The organism is Streptomyces sp. NPDC031466 (assembly GCF_055581265.1).
This window is the reverse complement of the sequence record NZ_JBVIJT010000005.1, coordinates 604,802-626,835: the sequence shown is the minus strand read 5'-3', so window position 1 is coordinate 626,835 and position 22,034 is coordinate 604,802. Positions and strand designations below refer to the sequence as shown.

At 71.1% G+C, this 22,034-nt stretch carries 14 protein-coding genes, 2 tRNA genes, 1 other RNA gene and 1 pseudogene; 10 read left to right on the top strand and 8 right to left on the bottom strand.

Going from position 1 to position 22,034, the window contains the following annotated elements; translation table 11 throughout:
• The first annotated feature begins 19 nt into the window (after positions 1-19).
• Positions 20-92 (top strand) — tRNA-Gly (locus tag ACZ5GP_RS14900).
• Positions 93-154: 62 nt separating this feature from the next.
• On the opposite strand, the gene ACZ5GP_RS14895 is transcribed toward ACZ5GP_RS14900, so the two are convergent.
• The 6 genes from ACZ5GP_RS14895 to ffs form a co-directional block, all read right to left on the bottom strand.
• Positions 155-1,051 (bottom strand): phosphoribosylaminoimidazolesuccinocarboxamide synthase, encoded by an 897-nt coding sequence (locus ACZ5GP_RS14895; protein ID WP_468751217.1) that lies wholly within the window; start codon positions 1,049-1,051, stop codon positions 155-157.
• 140 nt (positions 1,052-1,191) lie between these two features.
• Positions 1,192-2,676: a N,N-dimethylformamidase beta subunit family domain-containing protein gene (locus ACZ5GP_RS14890; RefSeq protein WP_468751216.1), complete on the bottom strand. Its 1,485-nt coding sequence runs from the start codon at positions 2,674-2,676 to the stop codon at positions 1,192-1,194.
• A gap of 438 nt (positions 2,677-3,114) precedes the next feature.
• On the bottom strand, positions 3,115-5,022 hold the full coding sequence (locus tag ACZ5GP_RS14885) for a hypothetical protein (RefSeq protein ID WP_468751215.1): 1,908 nt from the start codon (positions 5,020-5,022) through the stop codon (positions 3,115-3,117).
• 315 nt (positions 5,023-5,337) lie between these two features.
• On the bottom strand, positions 5,338-6,591 hold the full coding sequence (purD, locus tag ACZ5GP_RS14880; RefSeq protein ID WP_468751214.1) for a phosphoribosylamine--glycine ligase: 1,254 nt from the start codon (positions 6,589-6,591) through the stop codon (positions 5,338-5,340).
• A gap of 172 nt (positions 6,592-6,763) precedes the next feature.
• Positions 6,764-9,043: a DNA polymerase III subunit gamma and tau gene (locus ACZ5GP_RS14875; protein ID WP_468751213.1), complete on the bottom strand. Its 2,280-nt coding sequence runs from the start codon at positions 9,041-9,043 to the stop codon at positions 6,764-6,766.
• 44 nt (positions 9,044-9,087) lie between these two features.
• An RNA gene (gene ffs / locus ACZ5GP_RS14870) (signal recognition particle sRNA small type) lies at positions 9,088-9,186 on the bottom strand.
• Positions 9,187-9,328: 142 nt separating this feature from the next.
• Between ffs and ACZ5GP_RS14865 the strand changes: the two genes are divergently transcribed.
• The 8 genes from ACZ5GP_RS14865 to ACZ5GP_RS14830 all read left to right on the top strand — a co-directional run bounded on the left by ACZ5GP_RS14865 (position 9,329) and on the right by ACZ5GP_RS14830 (position 18,631).
• Positions 9,329-9,413, top strand: a tRNA-Ser gene (locus tag ACZ5GP_RS14865).
• A 494-nt stretch (positions 9,414-9,907) separates the two neighbouring features.
• Positions 9,908-10,549, top strand: a complete 642-nt coding sequence (locus tag ACZ5GP_RS14860; RefSeq protein WP_468751212.1) for a hypothetical protein — start codon at positions 9,908-9,910, stop codon at positions 10,547-10,549.
• A 2-nt stretch (positions 10,550-10,551) separates the two neighbouring features.
• Positions 10,552-11,643, top strand: coding sequence for a hypothetical protein (locus ACZ5GP_RS14855; RefSeq protein WP_468751211.1), 1,092 nt, complete (start codon positions 10,552-10,554; stop codon positions 11,641-11,643).
• Between the two features lie 79 nt (positions 11,644-11,722).
• On the top strand, positions 11,723-12,034 hold the full coding sequence (locus ACZ5GP_RS14850; protein ID WP_468751210.1) for a hypothetical protein: 312 nt from the start codon (positions 11,723-11,725) through the stop codon (positions 12,032-12,034).
• A 7-nt stretch (positions 12,035-12,041) separates the two neighbouring features.
• Positions 12,042-16,430, top strand: a complete 4,389-nt coding sequence (locus tag ACZ5GP_RS14845) for a DUF6531 domain-containing protein (RefSeq protein ID WP_468751209.1) — start codon at positions 12,042-12,044, stop codon at positions 16,428-16,430.
• Complete coding sequence (locus ACZ5GP_RS14840; RefSeq protein WP_468751208.1) at positions 16,430-16,924, top strand: hypothetical protein; 495 nt, start codon at positions 16,430-16,432, stop codon at positions 16,922-16,924. The genes ACZ5GP_RS14845 and ACZ5GP_RS14840 overlap by 1 nt, the downstream gene beginning before the upstream one ends.
• A gap of 206 nt (positions 16,925-17,130) precedes the next feature.
• A complete protein-coding gene (locus tag ACZ5GP_RS14835) occupies positions 17,131-17,847 on the top strand; it encodes a hypothetical protein (protein ID WP_468751207.1) in 717 nt (238 codons plus the stop codon).
• A 55-nt stretch (positions 17,848-17,902) separates the two neighbouring features.
• Complete coding sequence (locus ACZ5GP_RS14830) at positions 17,903-18,631, top strand: ankyrin repeat domain-containing protein (protein ID WP_468751206.1); 729 nt, start codon at positions 17,903-17,905, stop codon at positions 18,629-18,631.
• A 450-nt stretch (positions 18,632-19,081) separates the two neighbouring features.
• Here ACZ5GP_RS14830 and ACZ5GP_RS14825 read toward each other — a convergent pair whose 3' ends face one another.
• A complete protein-coding gene (locus ACZ5GP_RS14825) occupies positions 19,082-20,137 on the bottom strand; it encodes a DMT family transporter (RefSeq protein WP_468751205.1) in 1,056 nt (351 codons plus the stop codon).
• A gap of 342 nt (positions 20,138-20,479) precedes the next feature.
• Between ACZ5GP_RS14825 and ACZ5GP_RS14820 the strand changes: the two genes are divergently transcribed.
• Entirely contained in the window at positions 20,480-21,514 is a 1,035-nt protein-coding gene (locus ACZ5GP_RS14820) for a LysR family transcriptional regulator (RefSeq protein WP_468751285.1), read from the top strand.
• On the opposite strand, the pseudogene ACZ5GP_RS14815 reads toward ACZ5GP_RS14820, so the two are convergent.
• Positions 21,499-21,957 (bottom strand): annotated as a pseudogene (locus ACZ5GP_RS14815) (GNAT family N-acetyltransferase); the annotation flags it as partial. The gene ACZ5GP_RS14820 and the pseudogene ACZ5GP_RS14815 sit on opposite strands and share 16 nt — an antisense overlap.
• Positions 21,958-22,034: the final 77 nt, after the last annotated feature.

Below are 22,034 nucleotides of genomic sequence, written 5' to 3'. Positions count from 1 at the left end.
CCTCGCGCTTCGGCGCAACGCGGACGTAGCTCAGTTGGTAGAGCGCAACCTTGCCAAGGTTGAGGTCGCCAGTTCGAACCTGGTCGTCCGCTCAGGTGAAAGGCCCCGCTCCTCGGAGCGGGGCCTTTTTCGTGCTTCTTCCCGGGCGCCCGCGCTACCAGGCGGTGCCGGTGAGCCGCTCGTACGCCTCGATGTACTTGGCGCGGGTGGCGTCCACCACGTCCTGCGGCAGCGCCGGCGGCGGCTGCTCGCTCCTGCGGTCCCAGCCCGAGGCCGGCGACGTGAGCCAGTCCCGCACGAACTGCTTGTCGTACGACGGCTGGGCGTGGCCCGGCTCCCACTGGTCCGCGGGCCAAAAACGCGACGAGTCGGGGGTCAGGACCTCGTCGCCGATGATCAGCGCGGTGCCGTCGAAGCCGAACTCGAACTTGGTGTCCGCGAGGATCAGGCCGCGCTCGCGGGCGATGTCCCGGGCGCGGCTGTAGACGGCGAGCGTGACCTGCCGCAGCTGGGCGGCGGTCTCGGCGCCGACCTGGCGGGCGACCTCTTCGTAGCTCACGTTCTCGTCGTGCTCGCCGACCGCGGCCTTCGCGGCGGGCGTGAAGATCGGCGCGGGCAGCTCCGAGCCGTCGACCAGGCCCTCGGGCAGCGCGAGGCCGCAGACGGTGCGGGTGTCGTCGTACTCCAGGAGGCCCGAGCCGGTGAGGTAGCCGCGGGCCACGCATTCCACCGGGATCATCTCCAGGGCCTTGCAGACGAGCGTGCGGCCCTCCCAGTCGGCGGGCGCGCCCTGCGGCAGGTCGGTGGAGACGACGTGGTTCGGCACGATGTCCGCGAGCTGGTCGAACCACCACAGGGACAGCTGGGTGAGGACGCGGCCCTTGTCGGGGATCTCCGAGGGCAGCACCCAGTCATAGGCGGACAGGCGGTCGCTGGCCACCATGATCAGCTCGCCCGCCTCGTTCCGGTACAGCTCGCGCACCTTGCCGGTGTGAAGGTGCACCAGGCCCGGGATCTGCAGCGGCTCGGGCTTTTCTACGAATCCGGACACGGTTCCCTCCAGTGCTTTAGGCCAAGTCGTGTCGATTCTCCCGTATCGGGGGCGCGGTCCCGGCCAGGGGTCGGGTGGAGCGGGCGATCAGGGCTGGTCACAGGGGGGTGCCGGGGGAGGGCCCCGGGGGTACGGAGGGGTCAGTCCCGCTTGCAGATGCGGTCCAGGAGGTTGGCCGTGGCGCGCTGGACCCGGGTGTCCACGTGGCCCGGGCGGTCCAGCGCCGGGGACCAGGCGAAGGTGCCGGAGGCGAAGACCAGGGCGCCCGAGGGGGCGCGGTAGAGCGAGGTCTCCTGGTGGCGCCGGACACCCTCCGCGTCCTCGTACGGCGAGTGGGCGAGCAGGATGCGGCCCTGGTGCTCGGGGAGCGCCGTCCGCGGGTAGTAGCGGTCGGCCTCACCGGCGACGAGCCCGTCGATCTCGTCGCCCTCGTGCGCGCCCGTCGCCTCCCACAGCCAGTGGTCGGCGTTGCGCACGACGAGGGGGCGCGGCTCGGGGACGCGGCCCGCGTACTGGATGCCGAGCAGCTGCTGTTCGGCCGCCTTGCCGGCGTCCCGCTCGCGCCAGAGGGCGGGTCTGCCGGGGCCGCGGCGCTTGCGGCAGGTCAGCAGCCGGTCCGGGACACCGGACGGGGAGGGGCTCAACTCCACTTGCCAGTACATGGTGTTGGCCGAGAGGAAGACCAGTGAGGTGCCGCCGTCGCGGGCCAGCTCCGCGGTGCGGCGCATGGCCGGTGACCAGTACTCGTCGTGGCCGGGGAAGACCAGGCCCCGGTAGCGGGAGGGGTCGACGCGGCCCGCGTGCAGATCGCGGGCGTCGGCGTACGCCAGGTCGTAGCCGTAGCGCTCGGCCCAGCGGATGAAGTCGTAGGCGTGGCCCACGTGCAGGGGCAGGCCCGCGCCCGCGAACGGCCGGTCGAAGGAGACCGTCACGGCGGCCTCGCTCTCCCCCAGGAGGCGGCCCTGCTCGTCCCACGCGTGGTAGAGGCTGGCGCCCGTGCACCCGTCCTCCGGGTAGAGGTTGTACGCCTGCCACGTCACGTCCGGCAGGAGCAGCAGGAGGTCGGCGGGGTGGGTGTCGCGGACCGTGAAGGGCACGTGGGAGCGGTAGCCGTCGTCGGTCGTGAGCACCGCCACGTACGCCCCGACGCTCCAGTAGCTCGGGATCTGCAGACGCCAGGAGAGCCACCAGTGGTGGCAGGAGATCGTGCGGTCGGCGGTGAGCGGGGCCGGCTGGACGATGCCGGACAGGCGCGGGCTGGTCGTGATCTTCCGGGCGCCGTCCCCGCCGTAGTGCCCGATGCGGTAGATGTCGACGCTGAACTGCTGGGGCGGGTCGACCGTGACGTGGAAGTCGATCGCCTCGCCCGGGGCGGCCGCGCCGGTGGAGGTGAACCCCTTGATCTGGCAGCGCACGTCGTCGGCGTTCAGCGGGCCGGTGCGGGGGGCCGGCAGGCCGGCGCCCGGGGCCTGGGCGGGGTCGACGTACCAGGGCACCACGTGGCCCGTGTCGTCGAAGTAGTGCTCGGATCCGCGCAGCCAGGGCAGGGGGCCCTGCCCGAAGGGGTCCGACACGGCGTGCGCCAGCGCGCCCGATTCCCAGCGGCGGATCGGTTCCTGCCCCATGTCTTCCCCTCCTCGCTCCCCCGAGCCTGCGCCGCCGACGGACTCCTGCGGTTCGGCGCCTGCTCCCAGCACATCACATTAAGCACGCGCGCCGTCACCGTTCGTCGTTAATTGGCGGGGCGGGAGGGGAGTGGAAGGGACGGCTCCGGATGTGGGCGGGTGTGCGGTGCGGGGCGCGGGCGGCCCTGGGCGCCGCCTCGGCCACGGAGGACGCCGTCCGGTGCGTACGTCTTTGGCGGGCGGCCCTGGCCGTGCGGCCCCGGCGCTGCCTCGGCCACGGAGGACGCCATCCGGCGCATGCGGCCGTGGGCGCGCGGCGGTGGGCGCGCGGCCCTGGGCGGGCGGCGCGCCATCGCCGCCGGGACGCCGGGACACCGGTCTTCAGCCTCCGGGGTCTCCGGGCCCCGGGATCTCCGGTCCGGGCCGGATCGGACCGGGTCAGACGAGGCGGACCGGCTTCTCCTGGCGGACGCCGAGGCGGGTGAGCCAGTCGCGCAGGGCGGACGGATCGCCGTGCTCGACGAGGCGCAGGACACGCGGCGCGAGATCGGCCGCGCGCTCTCCGTCGACCATCAGGGCGGGGCCGTCCAGCCAGTCGAGGCCCGGGGTGGCTCCCGCCGTGTCCACGGCCGCGCAGCACACCATCGCCGTGACGTGGTCGGCCAGCAGCTCGCGCCCCGTGCGGGGCGGCTGGAGCGGGAAGAGGGGCAGCGCGCCATGGTCCCAGAGCGCCTCGTCGGGCCCCTGGCCCGCAGGCGCGGAGCGAACCGGCGCGGCCGCCTCTTCCCGCGCCAACTCGGCACTGAGCCCGGCCGCGAGGGCTCCGCCGGGGCCTTCATCCCGGGCGAGGGGGTCGGGGTCGTCCGGGGCGTGGGCATCGCCACCGGCACCTCCCAGGGCGAGGGCGTCGTCACCGGAGCCGCCAGAACCCTGGGCCTCGGAGGCGAGGACGTCAGGGGCTCCGGAGACATCAGGGACGCCAGAGAGGTCAGAGAGGTCAGAGGCGGACGCACCAGGGATCCCGGTGGCCGTCAGGTGGTCCAGTACGCGGGCCAGGGTCGGGCCCTCGGGGCCGGGGGTGGTCGGGTCGGCGGCGTGGTGGCCGACGCCCAGGGAGTCAAGGACGCGATGCAGCCGCGCCGCGTCCATGCGCCACTTGCGGTCGACGACCTCGTCCGGATACTCCTGCCAGGCCACCGGCGCCCAGTCCGGCCCCTGCTCGGCGGGGCCGCCGTGGAAGAGCCGGGCGGCAAGCAGCGAGGTCGCCTCGTCCACGCACCCGGGCTCCTCCAGCAGGTCGCAGGCGGGGCGCTCCCCCAGACGCGAGGCGAAGCCCTCCGCCAGCCGGTCCCTGCGGGACAGCTCGGTGAGCGCGGAGACCACACCGGCGTCGAGCCGGGAGGGCCAGCGCCCCATGCGCCAGGCGGGCAGCGCCACCCGGGTGAGCAACCGGTCCCAGCCCGCGTACGCGAGCCCGACCTGCTCCTGGGCGACGATCCGCACGCCGTAATCCACGGTCTGGGCGCGCTCGGCGGCGGCCGCGGCGACACCCCGCTCCATCTCGGCGGCATGGACCCGGCAGTTGCGCAGGAGCAGCCGGGCGACCCAGCCGACGCCACCGAGCACCACCCGGGTCACGGGGCCGCGGCCCGGGTCCGAGGCGACCGCGACCGCCGCGTCGAGCCCGCGCACGAAGCGCCGGGCGGCGGCTATGTCGGGGTGCGCGGAGGGTCCCGTACCCGCCACTACGGGGGCGAGCACCGCCCGCAGCTCGCCGACCCGCATCCACCACAGGAAAGGGGAGCCGATGACGAGCACCGGCGCGGCGGTGGCCCGGCGGTGCGGGCCGCGCACGCCGTCGGCGGGCGCGCCGTCCGTGGCACGGGAGCCGTCCGTGGCGCGGGAGCCGTCCCGGTCCTTCGCGGACGAGCCGTGCGCCGGGTGCGTGCGGTCCTCCAGCCAGCTGTCGCAGTCGGGGGTGAGCGCTATCGCCGAGGGCGCCGGCACGTCCAGCCGGTCCGCGAGGTCACGGACCAGGCGGTACAGATCCGGGGCGGACTTCTCGGCGATGGGGACCGTCGGACTCAGCGCGGGTCTGGCCCGGGCGACGACCAGCGAGACGCCCGCCGCGGCGAGCAGCACCAGCACGGCGAGCACCGTCACGACCCAGCCCACGACGTCCCAATTCCCGCCGCCGACATGCCCCGTGATTCTGCCCGCGAGCAGCACGACGGCGGCGGCCGCGGGCAGCAGGGCGACGGCCAGCGCCCTGCTGCGCAACCGCAGCACGGCGAGAGCCCGGGAGCGCGCGGCCTGCGCGCCGACCTCCACACCCGTAACCGACACGACCGATGGCACCCCCTGCTTGCCTACTGCTCGGCCACCGGCCGAAGCCGGTGGCGCACATGGCTGGCGTTCCTTCTGCTCATTCCCCCACTGTGGCACCCGCCACTGACATCGCAATGCCGGTGGTCTGTTTGGTCCTGGGTGCCCTGAACGCTTGCGCCGCACCCTAGTTGGGGTCCCGGTCGTCGTCAGCCGGATGGGCCAGCGGTCACTCGATGGAATGGCTTTGGCTAAAGGTGGATGCCGAACAGGCCCCGGATCCGTGTCGGATCCGGGGCCTGAGGTCAGCCGGGAGTCACATCTGGGCGAGGCCGGTCACGCCTCGGCCGCCGCCTTCGCCGCGATGTCCGTGCGGTGCTGCGAGCCGTCGAGGCGGATACGGGACAGCGCGGCGTACGCCCGCTCGCGGGCCTGGTCGAGGCCGTCACCGGTCGCCGTCACGGAGAGCACGCGGCCGCCCGCGCTGACGACGGCGTCGCCGTCCCGCCTGGTCCCGGCGTGCAGGACGTACGCGTGCGGGGCATCCTGGGCCGCCACCTCGTCGAGCCCCTCGATGGGATCACCCGTGCGAGGCGTGTCGGGGTAGTTGTGCGAGGCGACGACCACGGTCACCGCGGCCTCGTCGCTCCAGCGCAGCGGGGGCAGGTCCGCGAGGTTGCCGGTCGCCGCGGCCAGCAGGAGTCCGGCGAGCGGGGTCTTCAGGCGGGCCAGGACGACCTGGGTCTCGGGGTCGCCGAACCGGGCGTTGAACTCGATGACCCGCACCCCACGGCTCGTGATCGCCAGGCCCGCGTAGAGCAGGCCCGCGAACGGGGTGCCGCGGCGGCGCAGCTCGTCGACGGTCGGCTGGAGCACGCCGGCCATGACCTCGTCGACCAGCTTCGGGTCGGCCCACGGGAGGGGCGAGTACGCGCCCATGCCGCCGGTGTTGGGCCCCTCGTCGCCGTCCAGCGCGCGCTTGAAGTCCTGGGCGGGCTGGAGCGGGACGACCGTCTCGCCGTCGGTGACCGCGAAGAGGGAGACCTCGGGGCCGTCGAGGAACTCCTCGATGACCACCCGGTCGCACGCGAGGGCGTGCGCGCGGGCCGCCTCGATGTCGTCGGTGACGACCACTCCCTTGCCCGCGGCGAGCCCGTCGTCCTTCACGACGTACGGCGCCCCGAAGGCGTCCAGGGCCCGGTCGATCTCCTCCGCGTTCGTACAGACATATGACCGGGCGGTCGGCACGCTCGCGCCCGCCATCACGTCCTTGGCGAACGCCTTGGAGCCCTCCAGCCGCGCCGCCTCCCGGGAGGGGCCGAAGCAGGGGATGCCGGCGGCGCGCACGGCGTCGGCGACACCGGCGACGAGCGGGGCCTCCGGGCCCACGATCACCAGGCCGGCGTCCAGTCGCCGGGCGAGAGCGGTCACGGCGGCGCCGTCGAGGGCGTCGACCTGATGGGTCTCGGCCACCTCTGCGATGCCGGCGTTGCCGGGGGCGCAGTGCAGCTCGGAGACGGCGGAGTCGAGGGACAGAGAGCGGCACAGGGCGTGTTCGCGGGCACCACTGCCGATGACGAGGACCTTCACGGTGGTCAGCCTAGCCCGCGGCCCGGGACGGCTTTGTACGGCCTGCCAGGTCCGGTTCCGGAGCCTGTTGTACGTTCCTCCAGTTCCCGGCGCACACCCCTGGCGTTTGCTGGGGCTGACCACCGGAAGTACGGGGCCTTGCTCCGCCTCGGGCGGGCGATCCGAACCGGAACTATTCGTTCGGGTACTCGTCCACCACCGTGGCGCCCAGCTCGCGGACGATCAGGTCGTGGCCGGACAGGGCCGATTCGACGAGGTCGGGGTCGTCGTCCGCAGGGATGTCGTCCTCGGGGGACACGTGCTCCCGGGCGGGGGTGGGCCGGGACGGCGGCGCGGGCTCCGGGGCCGGTGACGGCGCGGCCGGGGCGGACGGGGCGGCCGGAGACGGCGTGCGGTGCTGCGGCGGGGCCACGGGGCGGGAGGGGGCGGGAGCGCCGCCACCGAAGTTGCCCGCGGCCGGCGGGGGCGCGGAGCCGCCCGACGGGTCGACGATCGCCTCGACCTTCCACTGCACGCCGAACTGCTCGGACAACGCCTGCCGCAGCACGTCCTCGCTGCCGCTGCTGGCGAAGTTGTCCCGAGCCCCGGCGTTGACGAAACCGAGCTGGAGCGTCGTGCCGTCGAAGCCCGCCACCTGGGCGTTCTGGCTGAGCAGGATCCAGGTGAAGCGGCGGCGGTTCTTCACTGCCTCCAGGATGTTCGGCCACAGGGAACGCGGGTCGGGGCCGCCCGCCGGGGCCGCCTGCGCAGCCATGGGGGCGGGGGCGGCGGCCGGGGAGGGGGCCTGCTGGGCCGGGGGCGGCGGCGTGGCGGGGCCGCTCCCTCCGGTGGAGGCGGCGGTGGGCCAGCCGCCCGGCCGCGGGGCCGAGGGGGCCGCGGATCCGCCGGGAGCGGTGGGGGCGGCTGCCGCGGGGCCGCCGCCGGGGGCCGAGGCCGTGGGCCAGCCGCCCGGTCGTCGCTCGCCGGAGGGGGCGGACGTGGCGGAGGGGGTGGCGGGAGCGGCAGCGGGGGGCGCGGCCTGCGGTGCGGGGGTGGGCGGGGCGGGGGCCTGGGGTGCCGGTGTCGGCGCCGGGGGCGCCGGGGTCTGCGGGGCGGTCGTTTCCGGGGCCGGGCCGCCCTGCGGCGCCCCTGAACCTCGTACGGCCGCACGCACGGCGGCCGGGCCGCCTCCCGGAGGCACCGGCGGGCCCTGCGGGACGGGCGCGGGGCCGCCCGGGTGGGCGCCCGCGTGGGCGTCGGGCCCGGGGACGTACGCCATGGCGGGCCCGGGGCCCTGGCCGCCCGGGACGAAGTTCCCCCCGCGCTCCAGGCGGTCGAGGCGGGCCATGACGGAGCGCTCGTCGTCGTACGCGGCGGGGAGCAGCACGCGCGCGCAGATCAGCTCGAGCTGGAGGCGCGGCGAGGTGGCGCCGCGCATTTCGGTCAGGCCCTCGTTGACGATGTCGGCGGCGCGGCTCAGCTCGGCGCCCCCGAAGACGCCGGCCTGGGCCTGCATCCGCTCCACGACGTCGGAGGGGGCGTCGATGAGCCCCTTCTCGGCGGCGTCCGGCACGGCGGCGAGGATCACCAGGTCCCGCAGCCGCTCCAGGAGGTCGGCGACGAAGCGGCGCGGGTCGTTGCCGCCCTCGATGATGCGGTCCACGACCTCGAAGGCGGCCGCGCCGTCCCCGGAGGCGAAGGCCTCGACCACGGAGTCGAGCAGTGAGCCGTCGGTGTACCCGAGGAGCGAGGTGGCCATGGCGTACGTCACACCGTCGTCACCCGCGCCGGCGAGGAGCTGGTCCATGACGGACATCGAGTCACGCACGGACCCGGCGCCGGCCCGCACGACGAGCGGGAACACGCCCTCCTCGACGGCCATGTCCTCCTGGCCGCAGACCTGGGCGAGGTACTCCCGGAGCGTGCCGGGCGGCACGAGCCGGAACGGATAGTGGTGCGTACGCGACCGGATCGTGCCGATGACCTTCTCGGGCTCGGTCGTCGCGAAGATGAACTTCAGGTGCTCCGGGGGCTCCTCGACCACCTTCAGCAGGGCGTTGAACCCCGCGGAGGTGACCATGTGGGCCTCGTCGATGATGTAGATCTTGTACCGGCTCGACGCGGGGCCGAAGAAGGCCTTCTCGCGCAGGTCACGGGCGTCGTCCACGCCTCCGTGGGACGCGGCGTCGATCTCGATGACGTCGATCGAACCCGGGCCGTTCCTCGCGAGGTCGCGGCAGGACTGGCACTCGCCGCAGGGCGTGGGAGTGGGACCTTGCTCACAGTTGAGGCAGCGGGCCAGGATGCGCGCGCTCGTCGTCTTGCCGCAGCCGCGCGGGCCACTGAACAGGTACGCGTGATTGACCCGGTTGTTCCGCAGCGCCTGCTGCAGCGGGTCGGTCACATGCTCCTGCCCGATGACCTCGGCGAACGACTCCGGGCGATAACGGCGGTACAACGCGAGAGACGACACGCATACGAGGTTATAGGCGCCCACTGACAACCCGGACCGCGCCAACGCAAAGCGCCCCCCACGCACCCGCCAGAGCCGACCTACCCTTGCTGCCTTCCGGCCCTGGGGGAGTTCAGTCAGATAGCGCCACGTGAGGGGCTGCCCCCCACAGTAGCGGATCCCCACCCCCGGAAGCGACGCGCCCCCGGACCGGACCGCCCCGGAACGATCACGACGAGACCGATCCCGGGGCCGCCCCCGGACCGTGTTCGCGAGCACTCCCCAACGTCTTGTATTGTTTGCGGCGGAGGATTCGCCTAGTGGCCTAGGGCGCACGCTTGGAAAGCGTGTTGGGGGCAACCCCTCACGAGTTCGAATCTCGTATCCTCCGCACTCGCCCGCCAGGGCAGACGAAGGCCCCGGATCGCTCCAGCGACCGGGGCCTTCGGCATGCCTGGGTCCCAGTTTCCGTCTCATCCACTTCTGGCTCGGCTTCTGGCTCGGCGCTGGCCTTCATGGGCCGACTGCTGCCGAGCAGCACCTCGGCGCTCGCGGCGAGGGCCTACGGCCTAGGGCAGTTGTTCGCGACCGTAATTGCACGGCTCCAGGTTCCGGACGTGCCGACAGTTCCCGTACGGCGAGAGGTGCTCGCCCGTCCACGTGGTGGCCGGGAAGGACCTCAGCAGCCCAGCCCGCAAGGTGATCGGAGAGCGCCGGGGAACCAGGGAAGAGGCGGGCGCAATGGAATCGCCGTGGGCCCCACTCGAACCGGGGTCGTTCAGCACAGCTTTGTCTCAGCCAAAGCCTGGCCCCTTTCTGCGTCACCAGACCGTCACGGATACCGTTGCTTCGCTTGGGCTAACCCTCACCCCATCGGAGACGATTGTGAACCGCTCGACCCGGTTCGTGGCGGCCGCGCTCGCGGCTTCCGCTGCCCTGCTGTTGACCGCTTGCGGCAGCTCTGACGACGACAAGGGCAACGAGAAGATCGCCGGGGCGGACACGCGACCGAGTGCCGCCCCGTCGGCCTCCGCCACGCCCTCCGACACGGCAGCAGGCCGCCCGAAGATCACGCTCCCCAAGAGCTTCCGGGCCGACTTCCAGGGGTGGACGGACGCGGACCCCAAGAAGCAGGCGATCTTGCATGACGGCAGACAGGAACTGCTGGCCGAGTACGCGGCGATCATCGAGGGTAACCCGGACTCCAAGGCGCTGGCCTTCTACACCGACGGTGCCGCCGGCCGGTCGGCCCGCAAGTGGATCAAGGGCTTCGCCGATGACGACCTGGTTCTGATCGGCCGCGCCACGGTGTCGAAGCCGCAGGTGAGCATCGCGGATGACGGCAGCGGCGTGTTGTTCTACTGCGTCGACGAGAGCAAGGGCTCCACCAAGAACACCCGGAGCGGCAAGGTCGAGCACACACCCCAGGACTCCAAAGCGCGCGTCCAGTACCGCAACCGGCTCGACAAGACCTCTCAGGGTGTGTGGAGGACGAGCTACTCGGAGACCGAACGGGGAGGCTGCTGAACATGCCGCTCCGTTCCAGGACCGCGGGCCTGCTGGTTGCCTCGATGCTCGTCGTCGTAGCGGTGCCCGGCATGGCCCACGCGTTCGGCGGGGACGACAAGTCCAAGCAGCCGAGCAAGCCCTCGGGTCCCAGTGGTGACGCCTCCGGTCAATCACTCATGGCATCGGTGTCGAACTCGAAGATCAAGCTCACGTACCCCGGCGGCCAAACGGCGAAGGCCAATGTGGGGGAGCTTGTCTCGGTGGACCCGAATTGGGAACCACCGGCATGCTGGTACGAGCCCGCCTTCGCACCGAAGGAACTCAAGGACGCGGTTGCCACCGGTGAGGGCGGGCTGGTCAACGCGCACGTCTGGTGGAGCAACGGCCTCTGGGTGGACCACTACGAGAAGGGGAAGGCCGACAACAACTTCGACCTGAAGCTTCCCGAGGACACGAGCGCCGACGGATACAAGAACTACAACATCGGCAAGAAGGGCATGTTCTGGCGCAGCACGGTCCGTGAGGGCATGTACCAGGACCCCAAGGCGTGGGACTGCGGCCGCATCATGTTCTGGCAGGACGCGGGCACGATCCCGAACGACGAGAACGCCCCCACTCCCGAGACTCTCGCCGCGTTCGCGTACGACAAGATCAAGGTTCCGGACACCGAGGTCGAGCTGAGGCCCGAGGGTAAGTCAACGGTCAACTTGCCCACTTGGGCGTGGCTGGACAAGGCCACCTTCAGGGACGTCACGGTCCGCGCCGACCTGCCCGGCACCGGCTTGTGGGCGGTGACCACCGCGAAGCCGGTGGCCCTGCACCTGGAGCCCGGAACCGAGTACGCGAAGACGTTCTCCGCCTCCGGCGACTGCCCGGTCAATGAGGACGGCTCCATCGGCACCCCGTACAAGAAGGGCGACGCCGGACAGGAGCCGCCGTGCGGGATCCAGTACCTCCGCGCCACGAACGGCGAACCGTACGAGCTGAAGGTGTCGCTCACCTGGGAGATCTCCTGGGAGGGCACAGGCGGTGCGAAGGGCAGCCTGCCCAACGGCACCTTCGAGACGACCCAGGGCATGAACGTCCAGGAGATCCAGTCCATCAACCGCTGACCGAGACTGTGGGCCGATCCGGTCTGCACACGTCAGCGCGTCGCACCTAGAACCAGCTCAACCCAGGGGGACAGTCAGTATGTCGGACTTGAAGAAGGATGCGGCGGCCTTGCATAAGGCGGCCTCCGCTCTGGGCAAGGTGGATGACCACACCCGTAAGCCGTTGCACGACTTCAAGGCCGCTTCGCACGATCTGTCCGCGTTCGGGGTGCTGGGTTCTCTGATGAGTGCCAAGGACGACATCCAGGACGGCATGGACACCATCGCCAGGCTCACCGGGGACCTGCACAAGGAGTGGGAGGCGGAGGCGAAATTCCTGGGCGACGTTTCCGACGCCTTCGATCTGCTGGATGTCCTGTTGTCCGCCGCGGCTCGCGCCAAGAAGGGCTGAGCCGTCGATGGGCTTCGACATCATCCCCGGCGACATCGACGCCGAAGATCTCAATCCGCTGCACTGGATCAACAAGGCCAACCACGCCTTCGGGGACACCCTGGCCAGCGGTCTGGAGTTCCTCGGCATCACCGATCCGGCCGTCGACCCCGACGGCATCCGCGAGTTGGCCAAGGAATGGCGGGCCCTGGCGAAGGGCCTGGATGCCGCCGCCCGCGACGCCGAGACCGCGCTCCAGGACCTGGAGTGGGAGGGGAAGGCCGCCAAGGCCCTCCACAAGCGGGCCAAGACCGCCCGCACGCAGGCCACCGACATGGCCGACTCGCTGCGCAAGGGCGCCAAGGCGCTGGACGACTTCGCCGATGAAGCCCATGCACTGTTGACCGAGATCGGTGTGATCCTCGCCGAAATAGCCGAGTTCGAGATCGCGGGCCTTGCCCTGTCGGTCCTGACCGGCGGCCTGTCCGCAATCGCGGGCAGCCTCGCGGCCGGCGCGCGGGCCGCGAAGGTCGTGGCACTGATCGCCCGGATCGAGAAGTCCGGCAGCCGCATGGCCAGGGTCATCCGCACCGTCATGGAAGCGATCCGCGGTCTGGAACGAGCACTCAAGGCCCTCGGGGAGATCAAGACCATCGCCAGGGCGGGCAGACTCGCGGGCGAGGGCATGAAGTTCTCCGCCTTCGACGCCGCCCTGCAAGACCCCGGCGCCTTCAAGGACCCCGGCAAGCTGGCAGAGCTGCTGACCACCGGCGCCGCCTTCGGAGTCGGCGCCGGTGCCCTGGGGAAAGCCCTCGGCAAAGGCCTGGGCAAACTAAAACCCAGCGAACTCGCCAAGCTCGGCAAGGCTTTGAAGCTGGACGGCTCCGGTCTGTCACGGCCCAGACTGCGCCCATCGGAGTGGGAGAAGCTACCCGCCTCCATCAAGGCAGTCCTCAAGAAGCTCGACCGTGACCCGATCGACGTGGCCACCGGCGATGTGTTGCTGCCGCAGACCGACGTCGAGCTGCCGGGCACCCTGCCCTTGCTCTTGGAACGCACCCACCTGTCGTCGTACCGATGGGGAGGCTGGTTCGGACCCTCCTGGGCCTCCACCCTCGACCAGCGCCTACAAGCCGATGACGAGGGCATCATCTACACCACCTCCGACGGCATACGGCTCGTCTACCCCCACCCGGCCGCTGGAGCAGAAGAACCCGTGTATCCGGAGGTCGGCCCGCGCCTGCCCCTGACCTGGGACGTGGGCACCGATGGCGGCATGCGCGTCACCGATCCCATAACCGGGCAGACCTGCATCTTCCACAGCCCGCGGCCCACCGACGAGGGTGGCGCGGTCGATCTTCCACTTCAGGAGATCGTGGATCGCAACGGGCAGCGGATCACCATCCGCTACACAGATGACGGCGCTCCGGCGGAGGTCCGCCACAGCGGCGGGTATCGCGTCGTCATCGACTGCCATTCCGACCTGCCCCGCATCGCCGCCCTGCGTCTCCTCGCCCCGCACCACCCCGAGGCCAGAGGCATACCACTGGTTTCGTACGGATACGACAGCAGCGGGCATCTCACCGAAGTCACCAACTCCTCCGGCCTGCCCATGCGGTTCACTTACGACGAGGTGGGCCGGATCACCTCTTGGACCGACCGTAACGACACCCGTTACACCTACGCGTACGACGGCCGTGGCCGTGTAGCGCGTACCGAGGGAAGCGGGGGCTTCCTGTCCGGAGCCCTGGCCTATGACGATGCGACGCGGACGACGGCGGTGACCGACTCCAGAGGCAACGTCACCCGGTACGAACACAATGAGGCGTTCCGTCTCATCCGGCTGACCGACCCTGTCGGCAACGTCACGGTCCAAGAGTGGGACGACGAGCACCGGCTGACCGCCGTCACCGATCCCCTGGGGAACACCACTCACTACCGCTACACCGAGCAGGGGCTCCCGGTGTCCATCACTCGCCCCGATGGCCGGGAGGTCGCCTCCGAGTACAACGCACTCGGTTTGGTCACACAGGTCATCGAGCCGGACGGGTCCGTCTGGCGTGAGGAGTATGACGACCGCGGTAATCGCACCGCGAGTACGGACCCGACAGGGGCGACCACTCAATACGCCCACGACATGCACGGGCATATCAAGCAGATAACCGACGCTCTCGGTCACGTAACTCGGCTCCGGTGCAATGCGGCCGGACTGCCAGTGGAGTTCACCGACCCACTGGGAGCCACCACCCATCTCGGACGTGACACCTTCGGGCGTACCGTCAGCATGACCGACGCGCTCGGCCATACGACCCAGTTGGAGTGGACGGCCGATGGCCAGCTCGCCTCCCGTACAACCTCCGACGGCACCAGCGAGTACTGGACCTACGACGGCGAGGGAAACTGCACCAGCCACACCAACGGGTTCGGTGCCATCACTCGCTTCGAGTACACCCACTTCGACCTGATGTCAGCGCGTACCGGCCCGGACGGTGCGCGCCACACCTTCACGCACGACACCGAGCTCCGCTTGACGAAGGTCACCAACCCTCAGGGGATGGAATGGAGTTACAAGTACGATGCGGCCGGACGCCTCTCCCGCGAGACCGACTTCAACGGGCACTGCCTTACATACACCCATGATCCAGTGGGCCGCCCCACCTCACGCTCCAACAGTCTGGGCGAGGTACTCCACTTCGCGTACGACGAGCTCGGCCGACTCGTCCGCAAGGAGGCCCATGGCGCCGTCACTGCCTTCACATACAACCTCGCCGGACAATTGACGCAGGCGGTCGGACCCGACGCCACTGTCCTCTTCGAGCGCGACGTCGCCGGGCGCCTCTTGGCGGAGACGGTGAACGGCCGCACCATCACCTACGGCTATGACCTCCTGGGCCGCCGCATCCACCGCACCACCCCAACCGGCGCGTTCCACCACCGAACTTACGACGCGGTGGGCAACCTCACCCGTTTGGTCACCGCCGATCGCACGATCGACTTCGACCGCGATGCGGCAGGGCGAGAGACAGCTCGCCACATCGGCTCCACGATCACTCTGGCCAACTCCTTCGACGATCTCGGCCGCATGGTGGCTCAGGCCATCAGCGGACCGAAAGCGAAGGTGATCCAGCGCCGGGCCTACTCCTACCGTCCCGACGACAACCTCATCCATATCGATGACCACCTCAGCGGCACACGCCACTTCGAACTGGACATCACAGGACGCGTCACCGCCGTACGCGCGGCCGACTGGACAGAGTCGTACGCGTACGACGACGCAGGCAACCAGACGAACGCCTCATGGCCCCACGACCATCCCGGCCAGGAAGCCACCGGACCCCGCTCGTACACCGGAACCCACATCACCCGGGCCGGCGGTGTCCGCTATGAGCACGACGCGGCAGGCCGGATCATCCTCCGGCAGAAGGCCCGCCTGTCCCGGAGGCCGGACACCTGGCGCTACCGCTGGGACACCGAAAACCGCCTCACCGAAGTGGTCACGCCAGACGGCACCACGTGGCGCTACAAGTACGACCCTCTGGGCCGTCGCATCACCAAGCAGCGCCTCGCTCCAGACGGCAGCACAGCGGTCGAAGAGACCATCTTCACGTGGGACGGCACCACGCTCTGCGAACAGACCACCGTGGGGCCCGCCCTGCCGAGTACGGTGACACTCACCTGGGACCACGAGGACCTGAGGCCTCTCTGCCAGCTCGAACGCGTCGCGGTTCCCGACACCCCGCAGGATGAGATCGACACACGCTTCTTCTCGATTGTCACCGATCTGATCGGAACCCCCACCGAACTCCTCGACGAGGCCGGCGGCATCGCGTGGCGCTCCCGCACCTCTCTGTGGGGGATCACGGCGTGGGCGGCACGGAGCACCGCGTACACGCCGCTGCGCTTCCCCGGCCAGTACTTCGACCCAGAAACCGCCCTCCATTACAACTACTTCCGCCACTACGACCCCGAGACGGCCCGCTACCTCACCCAGGACCCGCTCGGCCTCGACCCGGCGCCCAACCCGGATACCTACGTCAGCAACCCCCACACCCGGGCCGATCCGCTCGGCCTCGCCCCATACAACATCCACGCGTCCGTCGCGTATCAGGACTGGGGAACCAAGGGCGCGCATATCCACATTAAAAACATGGAAGTGCGCATCTTCCCGGACGACAAGGGCGGGATCGGCGCCGAGGGAATCAGGATGAAGCACGGTACTGCCAGCAACGCGCAAGTACAGAAGGTCCTCGATGAGATCCACTCGAATCCGGCCCTCAGGAGTGACATCATCGATAAGGCCACGTCCGCACGGAACTCCATGAACAAGGGAGAATTCGGGATGAGCAAGAACCGCGCCGCCGAACTGCACTTCATCATCAAGAACCTTGAGAAGCTGAACAAGCCGAAAGTCGACTGATGTCAGACATTGACTTCTACGTGACCGCTACCTTGCGAAATGAGGTATTGGGAATCCCTCTTGGCGCCCCTCCGGAAGCCTGGGAGGAGGGCCTCGGCGACGACTTCCTGGACGACGTCCAGAAGTCTCACATGCGACGTGACTACGGACTTATCGAAATCGCCTTCATCAAACGCGCAGGCCTATGGGAATCCGTATCCGCCTCACTGCAGATCCACCGTTTGGCACACGGTCTCGATGGTGTGGTCCCACTATCGCTCGCCCGGTCGTACGGGGATTTCTCGGAGCGCATGGGGTTCGACCAGTTCCGGACGAAGCTACAGGATCAAGGTGGAGCCCTTGAAAAAGTGGAGGACCCCTCAATGGGCGGGTTCAACCACTTCCGCGAGGCCACAGCCCGTTCCTCGGTATATGTCGTCGAGGAGCCGCCTCACAACGGGCTGGAGCCCGGTGTTCTCTGGTCGATCATCTTGTCCGGTAGTGGCCAGTCATGAGCGCCTAGTGCCGCACGTAATACCGCAAGCTCCTGAGAGCGCCTCTTACGGAGTCACCGTGCCCGGCTGGGTGCAGGGCAGCGTTATCGGTATGGCAGTGCAGCAACGGTTGGTGCATTCGCGTACCCTCCGACGGCGGCCGGCCGACATTCCGTTTCGAGGTTCGGGTGGGTGGTCGAGCGGGTGAGGAAGAGGGTGGGCGGGTCATGGTGTGGGGGGCGCGGGTTGTTGGCTGCCTGATAGGGCTCGGCCGGGAAGCCCTGGTCCGTGAGTGGCGGAGTGTCGTCGCCGTGCCGTGGCGTGAGCTTCGGCGGCGCGGGCCTCTGGGGGTATCGCTGGCCCTCTTCGCCGCCGTCGCCGTGACCGGCCTGCACGCGTTCCAGCAGACGGCGGTGGGTGCCGACGTACTGCGGGTGGTCAGTGAGGTGCGGGCCGACCAGCCGCTCTGGCTGACCCTGCTGCGTACGCCCGTATCGCTGTTCGTGCCCGCCGTGGATCTGCCCGTGTGGGGCGGGCTGCCCCGGCTGTTCCTGGCCTTCGCGCTTGCCGAGCTGCTCTTCGGTCGTGCCCGCACGCTGGTGGTGGCGTACGCCGTGACGCTCGCCGGGACGCTCGGGGCGCGGGTGATGATCGCGCTGGGCCCCGATCGTCTCGGCCTCCCCGGCAGTGCGGCGCATGCCGTGGACACCGGGACGTCTGCCGCCATCGTCGGGCTGTTCGCCTGGACGGCGGTGGTGCTGCGGGCCCCTGTTCTCTTCGTCGTCGCCGTCGTCCCCACGGTGGTGGGTTCCTTCGCCGATGCCGATCTCGCCGGCCGCGAGCATCTGATCGCCGTGGCCGTCGCTGTGCTTCTCGGTGTCGTGCCGTACCGCGAGTGGGTCGTCCGGCGGGTGGTGGCGCCGTCCGTTGTCAGTGGTCGCTGAGAGCATCGGAGGAGTTGGTGGGGGGCTGATCGTTGGCTGGATCGGGGGGTGGGGCATGGCAGTTCTTGACTGGCGGGATCCGTTGGCCGTCAGGGTGACCGGGGCGATTCGCGCGGGTGACGTGCCCGTGCTCCATGAATTGCTCGGTACGCATGCCTGCCTTGCCGCTTCTTCGATCCGGCAGGACGGTGACGCCGCCGGGACGCGCACTCTGCTGCACATCGCCACGGACTGGCCCGGGCATCTCCCTGCGGCGCCCGAAGTCATCGGAGTCTTGATCGCGGCAGGCGCCGACCCCGACGCCCGATTCGTCGGAGGGCACTCCGAGACGCCTTTGCACTGGGCGGCCAGCAGTGACGACGTGGCGGCCCTGGACGCCCTTGTCGCCGCCGGGGCGGACATCGAGGCGAGCGGCGCGGTCATAGGGGGCGGGACGCCGCTGGCCGACGCGTGTGGGTTCGGGCAGTGGCGGGCCGCGCGGCGGCTGCTGGAGCACGGGGCGCGGACGACCTTGCGGGACGAGGCGACGCTGGGGCTCCTCGACCGGCTCCGGACCCGTGTGGCGGCGGGCCCGCTGGACGCCGACGATCTCGACAGCGCTTTCTGGGGTGCCTGCCACGGGGGCCAGCTGGCGTCAGCTACCTATCTGCTGGAGCAGGGCGCCGCGCTCGACAGGGTCGGGTACGACGAGATGACCCCTCTGGACATCGCGGTCGCGGCGGGCGCGAGCGACCTCGTCGCGTGGCTGCGGGAGCGGGGCGCCAGGACGAGGGGTGAGGTGTGAAGTGCTTCGACGCGTTGCGGGGGGGGCGGGGGCGGGGGTGGCTGAGGGATGGGGTCCGGGTTCCGGAACCCGGGGCCGGGTCGGCCCGTACCGGGTGCCCGCGCCGCGACGGTTGGAGCACGGCGCCCTGGTAAGCGGCCACGCCATGTAGCGCGGGGCGCAACCGTCCCCGGGTATCAGCGTGTGGCGCTGTCCGAGCGTGCGGCCGACCGGCCAGCAGGTCAGCAGGTCAGCAGGTCAGCAGGTCAGCAGCACGGTGGCGTCCAGCCGCCCTCCGCCGGCTCAGCGGGGTCTCGGTCACGCTCCCGGTCGCCGTCGCGTCGTCGTCGCGTCGTCGTAACGGTGGTGTTGGACAGGGCGGTCTGCGGCCGCTGCCGCTGCCGCTGAGAAATGGGCCGAGGCCAGTGCCCGGGGATCAGACCGGCGTTGCTGCCGAGGATCGCGCTGCTGTTACGGGCGAGGAGCCGGCTGTGGCTTGCTGCTGAGGACCGGGCTGGGGTTGCTGCCGGGCATTCGGCTGGGCCGGCTGCTGCTGAGGACTGGACTGGGGCTACTGGTGAGGACCGGGCCGGGGTTGTCGCCAAGAAGTGTGCCGGGGGCGCTGTCGCGGAGCGGGACCCTGTCGCTTCGCCTCTGGTTCCGCGTGAGCCCCACCCCCACGAGTACCACCGCCATCCCCGCCACGACCCGCGGGCCGATCTCCTCGCCGAGTACGAGCGCGCCCAGCGCGACCGAGACCACCGGCAGCAGATAGCCGACGGTCGCGGCCGCGGTGGGGCCCTCGGCCGCGATCAGGCGGGAGTTGAGGTGGAAGGTGACGCCCGTGCCGAGTGTGCCCAGGACGACGACCGCGGCGATCGCCGTGAACGTCGGGAAGGACGTGCCGGTGGGCGCGGCCGGCAGGGCGAGCGTCGTCAGCCCCGTGGCGGTGAGCAGTTGGGCGGCGGAGAGGGCCAGCGGGGCGGCATCACGGGTGATGAGGTGGCGGGCCATGTAGGCAAAGGCGACGGCGTAACTGGCCGCCGCGGCGAGCAGGGCCAGCGCGCCCCAACTGGCCAGCCCCGTCTGCTGCCAGGGCGCGAAGATCAGCAGCGTGCCCGCGAAGCCGAGCAGCAGGCCGGCGAGGCGGAGCGGGCCGAGCCGGCGTTCGGTGCGCAGCAGCAGGCCGAGGGCGAGGGACCACAGAGGGGTGGTGGCGTTCAGGACGCCGGCCACGCCCGAGTCGACGGTCTGCTCGCCGAGGCTGAAGAGGAAGAACGGCAGTGCGTTGCAGAAGAAGGCGGCCACGAGGAGATGGCCCCAGACCCGGCGGTCGCGCGGCATCCGCTGCCCGGCCGCGCGGGCCAGGACGAGCAGCACGGCGGCGCCGAGCGCGCACCGGATGATCGTGAGGTGCAGCGGCGTGAGGCCGCCGCCGAGGGCGATCTTGATCCAGAGGAATCCGGAACCCCAGAGCAGGGCGAGCAGCCCCATGCGGACCGGGGTGGAACGGGTGCCGCTGAGCATCGGGGCCTCCTGTAGGGGTGTGTGTCGTGCGGGCATGCCGACGGGCGTGGGCCGGGCGGCGGGATGTGCGGATGCGCTGATGTGCCGGAGGGGCCGCGGTGCGGGCCAGGTGGTCCGCCAACCACTCCGGGAACGCGCCCACGCCCACGCCCCCTCCGCGTACGTACGCCGGTTCACCCGGGCTTCGACGGGGGGCGCGTACGTGGCTCCCGTATGCGCCCCCGTACCTTTCCTCCCGCCCACCCATAAGACAAGCGAAAAGATCTGGAGCCAGAGTTAAGCCCTGCTGTACACAGGCCGCGGGCCCTGCCGCACACTGGACCCATGCTCGACATGCGGCGCATGCAGATTCTGCGGGCGGTGGTCGCCAGTGGGTCGGTCACCGCGGCGGCCCGGAACCTGGGGTACACGCCCTCGGCGGTCAGCCAGCAGATGGCGGCCCTGGAGAAGGAGGCCGGCATCGCGCTCCTGGAACGGACCGGCCGCGGGGTGCTGCCGACGGACGCGGGCCGCCTGGTCGCCGAGTACGCGACGGTCATCGGACGGCACGCCGCCGAGGCGGAGACCGCGCTCGCCGCGTTGCGGGCGGGCCGGACGGGCCGGGTCTCGATGCGGTACTTCGCCACGGCCGGGGCGCCCCTCGTCGCTCCCGCGCTCGCCGCGCTGCGCCGCGACCAGCCCGGCGTACAGGTGGAGTTGAAGCTCTGCGAGCCGGGCGACCCGGCCCTGGAGGTGAAGGAGCGGCGGGCCGATCTGGCGCTGGTGGTCGGGCCGCGCGAGCAGACGCCGGTGGACGGGGTCCGGTTCGTGCATCTGCTGGACGACCGTTATCGCGCGGTGCTCCCCCGCGGCCACCGGCTCGCCGACCGGCCGGTACTCGATCTCGCCGACCTCGCCGAGGACCCCTGGATCGCCGGCGAGACGCCGGGCCCTTGCCTCGACCCCGTTCTCGACGCCTGCGCGGCGGCCGGCTTCACCCCCGACTTCACGGTGGAGAGCGGTGACTACGCCACCGCGCAGGGGCTCGTCGCCGCCGGGCTCGGCGTCAGCCTGGTGCCGGAGCTGGGCCTGGCCACCGGACACCGTCCCGATGTGGTCGTACGAGAACTCAGGGACCCCGAGCCGGTCAGGGCGATCCACGCCGCCGTGCGGGCCGGGGCACCTGTTCAGCCGGCGCTGAAGGGCTTGCTGACGGCGCTTCGGGTGACGGCCTCGGAAGGAGCGGCGGCCCCGGAAGAGGCGGCGGGGGCGGCGCCCCGAACGGCGTCCAAAGGGACATCCGTAACGGCGCCCGACGAGGCGGCCGGCACGGCAGCCGCCGAGGCACCCGGCACGGCACCCGGAGCAGACGCCCCGCCCTCGGAAGGCGCCGCGTAACAACGCAGGGCGACCCGCTGCCCCGGCTCCCACTCCTGTTCGACGACGGCCAGCAGCTCCCAGCCCAGCCGTTCGTACAGCGCGGCCGCCGACGCGTCGGAGGAGACCACGTCCAGGACCGGGTGCAGGCCGCGCGCCCGCGCCTCCCGCGCGGCCCGCCCCATCAGCAGCGCGCCGATGCCGTGGCCGCGCGCGTCCGGCGCGACGAAGAGGCGGCTGACCACCGCCGCCGCCCCGACGTCCGCGCCGGAGCGCTCGCTCCACAGGGCGGGCGCCGCGTCGCCCTCACTGCTGCGGGACAGGCCCACGTGCCCGACGACCCGCCCGTCCAGCTCGGCCACCCAGGTGCCGAGGACGGCGGTGCCGGACAGCCAGTCGGCGGGCTGGTCGGGCCAGTTGACGGGGTAGCCGTCCCTCTTGTGCACCTGGGCGAGCACCTCCACGCACGCCTCCAGATCGGGCGCACCGGCGCGCTCGCGCACCCGCAGGACAGGATGGCCTTCGGCCGCGTCGGCGGCAC

Coding starts and splice junctions, on each gene's coding strand:
- ACZ5GP_RS14835 (WP_468751207.1), top strand. CDS start 17,131: ATGGTGTGGGGGGCGCGGGTTGTTGGCTGCCTGATAGGGCTCGGCCGG.
- ACZ5GP_RS14855 (WP_468751211.1), top strand. CDS start 10,552: ATGCCGCTCCGTTCCAGGACCGCGGGCCTGCTGGTTGCCTCGATGCTC.
- ACZ5GP_RS14840 (WP_468751208.1), top strand. CDS start 16,430: ATGTCAGACATTGACTTCTACGTGACCGCTACCTTGCGAAATGAGGTA.
- ACZ5GP_RS14820 (WP_468751285.1), top strand. CDS start 20,480: ATGCAGATTCTGCGGGCGGTGGTCGCCAGTGGGTCGGTCACCGCGGCG.
- ACZ5GP_RS14830 (WP_468751206.1), top strand. CDS start 17,903: ATGGCAGTTCTTGACTGGCGGGATCCGTTGGCCGTCAGGGTGACCGGG.
- ACZ5GP_RS14850 (WP_468751210.1), top strand. CDS start 11,723: ATGTCGGACTTGAAGAAGGATGCGGCGGCCTTGCATAAGGCGGCCTCC.
- ACZ5GP_RS14825 (WP_468751205.1), bottom strand. CDS start 20,137: ATGCTCAGCGGCACCCGTTCCACCCCGGTCCGCATGGGGCTGCTCGCC.
- ACZ5GP_RS14845 (WP_468751209.1), top strand. CDS start 12,042: ATGGGCTTCGACATCATCCCCGGCGACATCGACGCCGAAGATCTCAAT.
- ACZ5GP_RS14890 (WP_468751216.1), bottom strand. CDS start 2,676: ATGGGGCAGGAACCGATCCGCCGCTGGGAATCGGGCGCGCTGGCGCAC.